This window comes from Microbacterium sp. (genome assembly GCF_030149085.1).
Lineage (GTDB): Bacteria > Actinomycetota > Actinomycetes > Actinomycetales > Microbacteriaceae > Microbacterium.
Genome location: NZ_JASBSF010000115.1, coordinates 1 through 9,791, shown reverse-complemented (window position 1 = coordinate 9,791; position 9,791 = coordinate 1). Strand labels below are relative to the sequence as shown.

The following is a 9,791-nucleotide window of genomic DNA, read 5'->3' as shown; positions in this document are numbered from 1 at the left end:
ACGACGTCGTTGACGGCGCGGCCGACCTTTGCGGAGCGCTCGATGAAGGCGGGGACGTTGCCGGCGCCGACACCCAGGGCGGGCTTGCCGCAGGAGTACGCGGCGCGAACCATCGCGTTGCCACCGGTCGCGAGGATCAGCGCAACACCGGGGTGGTTCATGAGTTCACCGGATGCCTCAAGTGAGGGCTCGGCGATCCACTGGATGCAGTTCTTCGGCGCACCGGCTGCGACTGCGGCATCCCGAACGATCTTCGCCGCAGCGACCGAACAGTTCTGAGCTGACGGGTGGAAGGCGAAGACGATGGGGTTGCGGGTCTTCAGCGCGATGAGGGACTTGAAGATCGCGGTGGAGGTGGGGTTGGTCACCGGGGTGATGCCCGCGACGACGCCGACGGGGTCGGCAATCTCGGTGATGCCGGTGATCTCGTCGTGGCTGATGACGCCGACCGTGCGCTGCTTGATGATCGAGTGCGTGACGTGCTCGCACGCGAACATGTTCTTCACGGCCTTGTCTTCGAACAGTCCACGGCCGGTCTCTTCGACGGCCAGGACGGCGAGTTCGCCGTGGTGGTGGAGAGCGGCGACCGATGCCTTGCGCACGATGTGGTCGATCTGCTCCTGCGTGAACGACGCGTACTCGGCCAGAGCATCTTGTGCTCGTGCCACGAGTGCATCGATTGCGGTGGACATCGGATCCTCCTACCTGGTGTGGACCCGGTGTCCACGCCTTCGTCCTGACACCATCGTGGCACTGTGGTCAGACCACATATAGGGACCATGGTCCCCGTGGAGGCGGTTGGACGCGGCGGCCTCGCGGATCGCTAGTGTCGAGCCATGGCCACGCCGAAGGAGGGACGCGGATGGATGTCGACCGATTGGTCCACGAGTACCTGGCGAGCCTCGAGATCGGCGATGCCAAGCGGGTGATCGCGCTCTTCGCGCCCGACGGGATCGTCGAGTCTCCCCTGTATGGCACGATGCCCGCGGCTGAGTTCTACCCGGCCCTGTTCGCCGACACGGCTAGCTCGCGGCTGACGCTGCGCGCCACGATGATCGGATCGACCGAGGTCCGCACGGTCGTGAGCTTCTGGTTCGACTTCGACTGGACACTCTCGACCGGCGAACCCGCACCCTTCACCGTGGTCGACGTCGCAGAACTCGACGAGCACGGCCTGATCGAGCGCCTGCACATCGTCTACGACACCTTCCCGATCCGGGATGCCTTCAACAACGCCCACGACGGAGAGCACTGAGGTCAAGGCAGCAGGTCAAGCATCTGGGGTCGAGCCTTCATCGCATGGATGACGAGCTCATTACCGCTGTCGAAGACGAGGACGACGGTCTCGAGCAGCCTCCCCTGCGTGTCGAATCCCAGCCTTAGTTGGCGAGCAGGAGAGTCGTCGTCGAGGTCCTCGATCCACAGCGACCAGGAAGCGGCCTGTCGAATATCTTCGGGCGCGATCCCGTGCCTGAGCGCAGCGTCGTGGATCTTCACGCGGCGTATGCGGCGATCGCTTCGCGGATCAGTTCCGATCGCGACTTGTTCTCGCGGGCGGCGCGAGCGTCGAGCGCGGCGAGCTCATCGGCAGTTAGCCGGAGAGCAACCACCTGCGCGGGTTCCGATCCGCGACCGGGACGTCCGCGACCCCGGCGCTTGAGCGCGTCCACGTCGTAACCCGCGTCGGCCTCCGCCGCCCAAGCTGCGATCTGCTCCTCGGTGACGGGTGTGCCGTTGATGGTCTCGCCGCTACTCATGGCCGCATCGTAATACGAAAAACGCAGCTTCGTGACGGAAATCCCGGTGTGAGTCCAGAATTCCCGACTCAGTGGAGCGTCTCCCCCTGTTCGAGCATCCGGACGTACTCGGCGACGCGGGCTGCACGGGATTCGGGTCGCTTGAGGTTGCCGACGCGGAACGTCATCGCGAAGCGGTTCTGCGCGGATTGGGCTGCGAACGCGGCGGCGATCTTCGGGTCGGCATCCAGCGCCGCCTGCAGCTCGGCAGGGATGTCGCCATCGCTCTGGCGGTAGGCGGCATCCCACCGACCATCGGCCTTCGCGCGGTCGATCTCGAGCTGGCCGGCGGGCCGCATCCGTCCTTCCTCGATCAGACGGTTGACGTGCGCGATGTTTACCTTCGACCAGAGGCTGCGGGGCCGGCGCGGCGTGAAGGCCTGCAGGAAGTAGTCGGCATCCAGTGACTGCTTCTGTCCGTCGATCCACCCGAAGCACAGCGCGACGTCGAGCGCCTCGGCGTAGGTGATCCCCGGCTTGCGCGTGGATGTCTTGCGCAGGCGCAGCCGCACGCCGTCGGGGCTCGGATCGGCATCCAGCCACTGCTCCCAGTCTTCGACGGTGTCGACATGAAGGACGGGCTTGTCGTTGTGGGCGACCATCCTCGAAAACTACCCCCTCGCACCGACACCGCCCGGCGTGGTGAACTGTGCGCACCGCGTCGACGAGGAGGACCCATGGCCGCACGCTTCGTGTATTGGATGAACGTCTCGCTCGACCTGTTCATCGAGCACGCGCACGACGAGCAGGGCGGCGGCGACTGGATGAGCATCGGCGACGAGCTGCACGAGGAGTTCAATGCGCGCGCCGAGGCGCTCACGATGATGGTGCAGGGCCGCAAGGTCTTCGAGACGATGGAGAGCTTCTGGCCCGAGGCGCCGTACAACACGACGGTGTTCGGCGGGGATGACGCGATCAAGCGGCTCGGTGAGCTACGTGCCAGTTCGAGCGGAGACATCGGGGTCGGCGGGGCGGATGTCGCGACGCAGCTCCTCGCGGCGGGGCTGCTTGATGAGGTGCTGCTGTTTACGCATCCGGTCATCCTCGGGTCGGGACGGCCGCTGTTCGATGAGATGACCTCACCGGTGCGGCTCGAGCTGCTCGAGCAGGCGACCTACGCCGGTGGCGTGACGATGCACCGCTACGCGATTGGGGATGTCTGACCGCAACGATCGGGCAGGCCCCACGAACTTGAGTGCGGATGATTCGTTGATGCGCGGATCAGGTTATCGACCACATAATCGGGACGTCCGAGAGGGCTCATACCAGCGGGCCCCGTCCTATCGTGGTGGCATGCGCGCGATCCAAGTCGACGAACGAGACTCATCGTGGGAATCGAACGAGCCGCGCTACCGGATCTACGTCTTCGAAGGCCCCGGCTCAGCGGTGACCACGGTCGATCTTGTCGACGCGACGCTCAGAGACGTTGAATCGTCCGCGACGACGCTCGCCGGAGATGACCGTCTGTGGTCGGTCGCGCTGGTCGTCGACGACTCCACCCACGGACGCGGCCTAATCTGGTTGGTCGGAGGCGACTACAACTCGCCGCCGACGTCACCGCGTGAGTGGCGAATGCGCGCGGAAATGCAAGACCGGCTCCTCTCGCGGCGGAGCCAAAAGAAACTTCCGCTCACCCTCCCAGACGGGCGGCGCGTGATTCGACTCTTTCCGGATTGGGGTCGCGAGTGGCCGCTATGGGAGTCCTTCAGCGAGCGGTACGCGCTCGCCGCCCGGGATCTGCCCCTCAGTCGTGAGCTGGCCGCCGATCTCCACCAGTGGAACGCCGTTTGGCAGGCCCGGGACGAGACCGAGCCGGTGCCAGAGGGGTGGATCGAGCACGGGCGACTGCTCCACGCGCGCATGCAGGAGCAACTCGACGAGCTCGCCGAGGTGCGTCCAGACTTCGAGATGCCTTGACAGCGTCACTCTTTACGGAGACATGAATGCGGTCCCGACCGAACACCAGAGTGGTACCGTTTTACGTACTACTCAGCCGAAGGGTCGCAGCCATGGCCGCCATCACCGCGAGCGAAGCGCGAAAGAGCCTGTTCGGGCTCATTCAGCAGGTCAACGAGGACCACACGACCGTTGAGGTCGTCTCCCGCCGCGGCAACGCCGTGATTATGTCCAAGGACGACTTCGACGCACTCACCGAGACTGCCTACCTCCTGCGCAACCCGGCGAACGCGGAGCGACTGCTCGAGGCCGTCGAGCGCGCACGTCGCGGAGAGTTTGAGCAACACGACCTCCTCGACGCGTGACGCGATCGCTCACCTTCGACCCGAACGGGTGGGAGGACTACGTCTATTGGCAGACGCAGGACCGCAAGACGCTGAAGCGGATCAACCTGCTGATCGCGGATGTCGTGCGCGATCCGTTCGACGGCATCGGAAAGCCCGAACCGCTCCGTCACGTTCTTTCAGGCGCCTGGTCTCGTCGCATCGACGAGAAGAACCGACTCGTCTACTACGTGACCGATGACCACATCGTCATACTGCAGGCGCGAGACCACTACTGATTCGCGGCACGCAAGCCGGCCGTACGTTGCGCGCAGATACGAGAGAGCTATGAGCCATCGCAACAACCTTGCATCCAAATAACTTGCATGCAAAGCTTCTCGTGTGACCCGACCCAGCGTGACCCTCGAGGATTCCGTGTGCTTCGCGGTGTACTCCGCCGCACAGGCGACCGTGCAGCTCTATCGCGACCTGCTCGCGCCGTGGGGCGTCACGTATCAGCAGTTGCTCGTGCTCGGCATCCTGTGGCGTGAGGGTTCGACCAGTCCGAGCCGCATCGCGGCTGAACTCCACCTCGACGCGAGCACGATCACCGGCATCCTGAACCGGCTCGAGACCGCGGGACTCATCGAACGCACGCGCCCGGCCGGCGATCGGCGCGCCGTTGCGGTGACGGCGACCGAGGCATCTGCAGAGCTGCGGACATCCGTGCACCGCGTCCTCGACTGCGTCGCCGACGCCATGAACCTCGATCCGGATGCCGCGCGCAGCCTGATCGGTAACCTTCACGATCTGCGCGACAACATGGCCAGCGCCGACCGCCCCTCGCTTCGCTCTGCCTGAACCTCTCCTCCGAAAGGAACTCCCATGGATCTCTCCGACATCGCCGTAACCACCCTGCGCGGCGAGCAGACCACGTTCGGCGCGCTCACCGGCGGCAAGGCAGCACTCGTCGTGAACGTCGCCTCGCGCTGTGGGCTCGCTCCGCAGTACGAACAGCTCGAGGAGCTGCAGAAGACCTATGGTGAGCGCGGGTTCACGGTCATCGGGTTCCCCAGCAACCAGTTCCTGCAGGAGCTGAGCTCGGAAGAAAGGATCGCCGAGTACTGCTCCGCGACCTGGGGCGTGACGTTCCCGATGACCGAGAAGGTCAAGCTCAACGGCAAGAACGCGCATCCGATCTACCAGCAACTCACCACGGTTCCGGGCGCCGACGGCAAGGCCGGCAAGATCTCGTGGAACTTCGAGAAGTTCGTCATTAGCCCCGACGGACGCGTGTGGCGCTTCAGCCCCCGCACCCTGCCCGACGCCCCCGAGGTCATCGAGGCGATCGAAGAGGCGCTCCCCGCCTGATCGGCGCCGGATCTGCCCCCACCGGTATTGGACGGCAGTCGTTTAGGCCTCTACGTACTCCTGCCTGACCGCACCCCGGGTCGCGACCTCGATGTAACCGAAGTCGTGGTCGGAGTTCAGAATGACTGCGTCGTTGACGACCGCGTAGGCCGCGATGAGGCAATCGAACGCCGCCGCCGCGCGCACGAAACCCGAATCCCAGAGCGCCTGCTGAATGTCGAGCGCCTCGCGCTCGTCGGGATGTTCCCACGCGGGCAAGAGTTGCGCCATGTCTGCGCGGAGCTCCTGGTACTCCTGCGGAGTCCGTGCCGAATGGCAGTACTCGAGAACTTGAGGCGGGCAGGTGATGAGCAGGTGCGCGGGCGAGAGCTCCCGGAGCCGGGTCGCGATCGCCTCACTCGTTGAGGCTTTCTGCCAGATGCTGTTGTCGACGAGGTACGTCGTCACTGGCCAGCAGCCGCTGCTGGCGGGATCGTCGGAGCGTCGATTTGGTCGGGTTCGAAAGTGCGGGCGATGATTCGCTCGACGGCGGCCGGCTGGCGACGAACGGCGATAAGGGTGCGCAGCGCGAGGTCGACCGTTTCGCGATTGGAGGTCGTGCCAGCGAGCTCCTTCGCCTGGCGCAGCTCGTCCGGGTCGATATCGATTGATGTGACGGCCATGAACGCCTCCCCCGGCTTATATAGATCAGTATATAAACTCCCTGCGCAGGCGGGCGACTCAGCCGCGCATGGCGACGCCGCGGCGCCAGTAGCCCATGAACGCGACCTGCGAGCGGTGGATGCCGAGATCCTTCACGAGGTGGCGGCGCAGTGTCGTGACGACCGAGCTCTCCCCCGCGATCCAGTAGTAGCGATCGATCGACTCGACCTCGTCATCCAGTTCCTCACCCGAGCCTGAGAAGACCGGGGTCTCCCAGAGCAGTTCCTCGGTGCCGTCATCCGTCACCGTCACGGTCGCCGTCGCGCCCAGGTGACCGAGCACGGTCGGGATGAGCTGCGACCCGTTCTCCGCACCCTCCCGCGCGACCCAGCGCACCTCGACGCCCGCGGGCGCGTCGATCGCGAGCGCGTCCTCGGCGTGCGGCACTTCGATGACGGCAAGGCCGACAGTGTCGCGATCGATGTCTTCGAGGATGCGGGCAATCGCCGGCGCCGCGGTCTCATCGCCCGCGAGCAGAATCTCCCGCGCCTCACCGGGCGCGAACTCGATGCCGCCCCCATTCGGGCGACCACGGCGCGGTCCGATGATCAGCAGCTCATCGCCGACGGATGCCTCACTCGCCCATGCCGACGCAGGTCCGGTGAACCCGGGCTCAAGGTGAAGCACGAAGTCGATGACGACAGAGGTTCCGCCGTCCTCGACGCGCAGCTCCCGGATCGAGTAGGTGCGCATCGATCCGCGCTCCTCTTCGGGCACGGCGAGGAACGCCGCCCACCAGTCGCCGTCGGGGTGGGCGAGGTCGGGAAGCCGGCCCGAGCTCGGCGGGAAGATCAGCTTGATGCGCTGGTCGAGAATGCGGTCGGGGTCACCGAACTCGTCGAGATCTGCGCCGCCGAAGGTTATGCGCGCGAAGCTCGACGAGAGCAGTTCGACCGAGCGCACGGCAGCCCGCGCCACGACGAACGGCGACGCCTCGAGCACGGCGGATTCAGCGACGGACATGGTGCCTCCCCATGGGCAGAACGACGGGCGAACCCGAGACGGGATCGGGAATGACTCTGCTGTCCATCCCGAACACGTCGCGAACAAGGTCTTCGGTGACGACGGCGTCGGGCGCACCGCACGCATGGATCTGGCCGTCCTTCATGGCGACGAGCTCATCGGCATACCGCGCGGCAAGGTTCAGATCGTGCAGCACCATGACGATCGTTGTGCCACGGCTGCGGTTCAGATCGGTGAGCAGGTCGAGCACCTCGATCTGATGCGCGACGTCAAGGAAGGTCGTCGGCTCATCCAGCAGCAGGATGCCGGTCTCTTGCGCGAGCGCCATCGCGATCCACACGCGCTGACGCTGCCCGCCTGAAAGCTCGTCGACCGAGCGGTCGGCCAGGTCGGCGATGTCGGTGGCCTCGAGCGACTCGGCGACGACCTGATAGTCCTTGGCGCTCCAGCGGGCGAGCATGCGCTGGTGCGGATGCCGCCCCCGACCCACCAGGTCGGCCACCGCAATCCCCTCCGGAGCGATCGGGTTCTGCGGCAGCAGCCCGATCTCGCACGCGATCTGCTTCGTCGGGGTGCGGTGGATCTCGCGCCCATCGAGCACGACCCGCCCGGCCTGTGGCGGGAGCAGACGCGCGAACGCACGCAGGAGCGTCGACTTGCCACATCCGTTGGCTCCGACGATCGTCGTGATGGCGCCGGTGCGAATCTGCAGGTCGAGGTCGCGGACGACCGTGCGGTCGCCGTACGCGAGCGCGAGTGCTTCGGCGGCAAGCCGGTGACCGACCGATCCGGGCACCGGGGACGGATCGAGCGATGTTTCCGGGGCTGCGGGCGCGGCATCCGGCTCGCGAAGCGTCGCTTTAAGAGGCGGGTTCACAGGGATCCTCCCGACCGGTGCGTACGCACCAACAGATAGACGAGGTAGGGCGCGCCGAGGATGCCGGTTATGACCCCGACGGGATAGCGCGATTCGAAAGCCCACTGGCCGACAAGATCAGCAATCAGCACCAGTAGTGCTCCGACGAGGCCCGCCGGCAGCAGGAGCGAGGGTCCGGGGCCGAGCAAGCGCGCGGCGATCGGCCCTGCCATGAAGGCGACGAACGCAATGGGGCCGGTTGCCGCGGTGGCAAAGGCGAGCAGGATGACAGCGCCGAGGATGAACAGCAGGCGGGTGCTCGACACCCGCAGGCCGAGAGCTGCGGCCGAGTCATCGCCCAGGCGCAGGATGTCGAGATCACCGCTGCGCGCGAGCATCACCGGCACGACGAGCAGCATCACGATCGCGAGCGGCACGAGGCGGTCCCAGGATGCGTTGTTGAGGCTCCCCGAAAGCCACTGCATCGCCGCCTGCAGGTCCCATTCGGCTGCCCCCGAGAGCAGATAGGCGATAAGACTCTGGATCATCGCGGCAACGCCGATGCCGATGAGGATGAGGCGGGCGCCGGCGAACCCGCTGCGGCTGGCAAGCAGGTAGATCGCGCCGGCGGTGACGACGGCGCCGACGAGGGCGACGACCGAGACCGCGACATCGCTCAGCGAGAAGACGATGATGCCCGTCACCGCGGCAAGACTCGCGCCAGCGCTGATGCCGATGACATCCGGCGAGGCGAGCGGATTCCGCAGCATCGTCTGGAACGTCACGCCCGCCATCCCGAACGCAAAGCCCGAGAACAGGGCGAGTAGCGCGCGTGGCAGGCGCAGCTCACCGACGGTGAAGGATGCCCCGGGCACGGTCTCGCCGGAGATGACGCGCAGAACTTCGACCGGCGTATAAAAGGTGTGCCCGACCATCGTGCTGATGGCGACGACGGCCAGCACGATCACGGCGAGGATGGCGGTGGTCACGGTCCAGCGGCGGCGACGGATGCGGCGACCGCGCGCGATCGCGGTGGCGGTCGTCGAGACCGCGGCGGGGGTGGTCGTGGGGATAATGGTGGCGGTCACAGCTCGCGTACCTTCTGGCGGCGAACGATCCAGATGAACACCGGCGCTCCGATGAGCGCGGTCACGATGCCGACCTCGATCTCTTCGGGTTTAGCGACCAGGCGCCCGACGATGTCGGCGGCCAGCAGCAGCACGGCGCCGCCGATTGCCGACAGCGGCAGCAGCCACCGGTGATCGGGCCCGACGAGCAGCCGCACGAGGTGCGGGATGACGAGGCCGACAAACGCGATCGGTCCCGCGATCGCGGTTGCTGCGCCGCACAGGATGACGGCACCGGCCGACGAGATCAGCCGTGTGCGCGACACATGCTCACCGAGCCCAGCAGCGAGGTCATCGCCGAGCGCGAGGGAGTTCAGGCCGCGCGCCGTCGCGAACACGATGAGCGCACCGATCAGCAGCACGGGCGCGACGACGGCGATGCGATCCCACTCAGCTCCGCCGACGCCGCCGATCTGCCAGAACCGGAAGGTCGACATCACGTCGATGCGCGGCAGCAGGATGGCACTCACGAGTGAGGCGAGGGCAGCCGCGGTCGCGGCGCCGGCCAGCGCAAGCTTGAGGGGTGTCGCTCCTCCGCGCCCGAGTGACCCCACGGCGTAGACGAAGATCGCCGCCGCGGCAGCCCCGAGGATCGCAAGACCCATCTGGCCGTACGGGTCGACGATTCCGAAGAACGCGAGCCCCGCAACGACCGCCAGTGCCGCGCCGCTCATGACCCCGAAGATGCCGGGGTCGGCCAGCGGATTGCGGGTGACGGCCTGCATGCTCGCACCCGCCAGGGCGAGAGAGGCGCCGA

Annotated in this window: 17 protein-coding genes; 7 read left to right on the top strand and 10 right to left on the bottom strand. The window is 66.4% G+C overall.

All coding sequences use genetic code 11. From position 1 onward, the window contains the following. The coding region (locus tag Q1V87_RS04815; protein ID WP_300591070.1) for an aldehyde dehydrogenase family protein at positions 1 to 692 on the bottom strand (692 nt) is incomplete at its 3' end. Between the two features lie 170 nt (positions 693 to 862). Between Q1V87_RS04815 and Q1V87_RS04810 the strand changes: the two genes are divergently transcribed. Beyond that, entirely contained in the window at positions 863 to 1,255 is a 393-nt protein-coding gene (locus Q1V87_RS04810; protein WP_228178554.1) for a nuclear transport factor 2 family protein, read from the top strand. Positions 1,256 to 1,257: 2 nt separating this feature from the next. Here the strand turns inward: Q1V87_RS04810 and Q1V87_RS04805 are convergent, their stop codons facing one another. The 3 genes from Q1V87_RS04805 to Q1V87_RS04795 all read right to left on the bottom strand — a co-directional run bounded on the left by Q1V87_RS04805 (position 1,258) and on the right by Q1V87_RS04795 (position 2,398). Next, positions 1,258 to 1,497 carry a toxin gene (locus tag Q1V87_RS04805; protein ID WP_228178553.1) on the bottom strand — a complete coding sequence of 80 codons (240 nt, stop codon included), beginning with the start codon at positions 1,495 to 1,497 and terminating at the stop codon, positions 1,258 to 1,260. Further along, a complete protein-coding gene (locus Q1V87_RS04800; protein ID WP_228178552.1) occupies positions 1,494 to 1,757 on the bottom strand; it encodes a ribbon-helix-helix protein, CopG family in 264 nt (87 codons plus the stop codon). Before Q1V87_RS04800 ends, Q1V87_RS04805 begins: the two co-directional genes overlap by 4 nt. Positions 1,758 to 1,825: 68 nt before the next feature. Next, positions 1,826 to 2,398, bottom strand: coding sequence for a YdeI family protein (locus tag Q1V87_RS04795; protein ID WP_228178551.1), 573 nt, complete (start codon positions 2,396 to 2,398; stop codon positions 1,826 to 1,828). Between the two features lie 75 nt (positions 2,399 to 2,473). Between Q1V87_RS04795 and Q1V87_RS04790 the strand changes: the two genes are divergently transcribed. The 6 genes from Q1V87_RS04790 to Q1V87_RS04765 all read left to right on the top strand — a co-directional run bounded on the left by Q1V87_RS04790 (position 2,474) and on the right by Q1V87_RS04765 (position 5,386). After that, positions 2,474 to 2,959, top strand: coding sequence for a dihydrofolate reductase family protein (locus Q1V87_RS04790; RefSeq protein WP_228178550.1), 486 nt, complete (start codon positions 2,474 to 2,476; stop codon positions 2,957 to 2,959). 130 nt (positions 2,960 to 3,089) lie between these two features. After that, positions 3,090 to 3,713 (top strand): hypothetical protein, encoded by a 624-nt coding sequence (locus Q1V87_RS04785; RefSeq protein WP_228178549.1) that lies wholly within the window; start codon positions 3,090 to 3,092, stop codon positions 3,711 to 3,713. A gap of 92 nt (positions 3,714 to 3,805) precedes the next feature. Beyond that, entirely contained in the window at positions 3,806 to 4,057 is a 252-nt protein-coding gene (locus Q1V87_RS04780) for a type II toxin-antitoxin system Phd/YefM family antitoxin (protein WP_228178548.1), read from the top strand. After that, positions 4,054 to 4,314: a Txe/YoeB family addiction module toxin gene (locus Q1V87_RS04775; RefSeq protein WP_228178547.1), complete on the top strand. Its 261-nt coding sequence runs from the start codon at positions 4,054 to 4,056 to the stop codon at positions 4,312 to 4,314. The genes Q1V87_RS04780 and Q1V87_RS04775 overlap by 4 nt, the downstream gene beginning before the upstream one ends. Before the next feature lie 103 nt (positions 4,315 to 4,417). Continuing rightward, positions 4,418 to 4,876, top strand: coding sequence for a MarR family transcriptional regulator (locus Q1V87_RS04770; protein ID WP_300591069.1), 459 nt, complete (start codon positions 4,418 to 4,420; stop codon positions 4,874 to 4,876). A 24-nt stretch (positions 4,877 to 4,900) separates the two neighbouring features. Next, positions 4,901 to 5,386, top strand: coding sequence for a glutathione peroxidase (locus Q1V87_RS04765; protein ID WP_300591068.1), 486 nt, complete (start codon positions 4,901 to 4,903; stop codon positions 5,384 to 5,386). 42 nt (positions 5,387 to 5,428) lie between these two features. On the opposite strand, the gene Q1V87_RS04760 is transcribed toward Q1V87_RS04765, so the two are convergent. The 6 genes from Q1V87_RS04760 to Q1V87_RS04735 form a co-directional block, all read right to left on the bottom strand. Continuing rightward, positions 5,429 to 5,833 (bottom strand): PIN domain-containing protein, encoded by a 405-nt coding sequence (locus tag Q1V87_RS04760; RefSeq protein WP_300591067.1) that lies wholly within the window; start codon positions 5,831 to 5,833, stop codon positions 5,429 to 5,431. After that, positions 5,830 to 6,048 (bottom strand): type II toxin-antitoxin system VapB family antitoxin, encoded by a 219-nt coding sequence (locus Q1V87_RS04755; protein ID WP_300591066.1) that lies wholly within the window; start codon positions 6,046 to 6,048, stop codon positions 5,830 to 5,832. The genes Q1V87_RS04760 and Q1V87_RS04755 overlap by 4 nt, the downstream gene beginning before the upstream one ends. Positions 6,049 to 6,106: 58 nt before the next feature. Next, positions 6,107 to 7,051, bottom strand: a complete 945-nt coding sequence (locus tag Q1V87_RS04750) for a siderophore-interacting protein (protein WP_300591065.1) — start codon at positions 7,049 to 7,051, stop codon at positions 6,107 to 6,109. Beyond that, a complete protein-coding gene (locus Q1V87_RS04745; RefSeq protein ID WP_300591071.1) occupies positions 7,038 to 7,847 on the bottom strand; it encodes an ABC transporter ATP-binding protein in 810 nt (269 codons plus the stop codon). Before Q1V87_RS04745 ends, Q1V87_RS04750 begins: the two co-directional genes overlap by 14 nt. 77 nt (positions 7,848 to 7,924) lie before the next feature. After that, positions 7,925 to 8,995 carry an iron chelate uptake ABC transporter family permease subunit gene (locus Q1V87_RS04740; protein WP_300591064.1) on the bottom strand — a complete coding sequence of 357 codons (1,071 nt, stop codon included), beginning with the start codon at positions 8,993 to 8,995 and terminating at the stop codon, positions 7,925 to 7,927. Continuing rightward, on the bottom strand, positions 8,992 to 9,791 hold an 800-nt coding region (locus tag Q1V87_RS04735), incomplete at its 5' end, for an iron chelate uptake ABC transporter family permease subunit (RefSeq protein WP_300591063.1). The genes Q1V87_RS04735 and Q1V87_RS04740, both read right to left, overlap by 4 nt.

What these genes read in the sequence shown, in the direction of transcription:
- Q1V87_RS04810 (WP_228178554.1), top strand. Translation starts at nt 863, where the DNA reads ATGGATGTCGACCGATTGGTCCACGAGTACCTGGCGAGCCTCGAGATC.
- Q1V87_RS04800 (WP_228178552.1), bottom strand. Translation starts at nt 1,757, where the DNA reads ATGAGTAGCGGCGAGACCATCAACGGCACACCCGTCACCGAGGAGCAG.
- Q1V87_RS04795 (WP_228178551.1), bottom strand. Translation starts at nt 2,398, where the DNA reads ATGGTCGCCCACAACGACAAGCCCGTCCTTCATGTCGACACCGTCGAA.
- Q1V87_RS04790 (WP_228178550.1), top strand. Translation starts at nt 2,474, where the DNA reads ATGGCCGCACGCTTCGTGTATTGGATGAACGTCTCGCTCGACCTGTTC.
- Q1V87_RS04785 (WP_228178549.1), top strand. Translation starts at nt 3,090, where the DNA reads ATGCGCGCGATCCAAGTCGACGAACGAGACTCATCGTGGGAATCGAAC.
- Q1V87_RS04780 (WP_228178548.1), top strand. Translation starts at nt 3,806, where the DNA reads ATGGCCGCCATCACCGCGAGCGAAGCGCGAAAGAGCCTGTTCGGGCTC.
- Q1V87_RS04765 (WP_300591068.1), top strand. Translation starts at nt 4,901, where the DNA reads ATGGATCTCTCCGACATCGCCGTAACCACCCTGCGCGGCGAGCAGACC.
- Q1V87_RS04755 (WP_300591066.1), bottom strand. Translation starts at nt 6,048, where the DNA reads ATGGCCGTCACATCAATCGATATCGACCCGGACGAGCTGCGCCAGGCG.
- Q1V87_RS04750 (WP_300591065.1), bottom strand. Translation starts at nt 7,051, where the DNA reads ATGTCCGTCGCTGAATCCGCCGTGCTCGAGGCGTCGCCGTTCGTCGTG.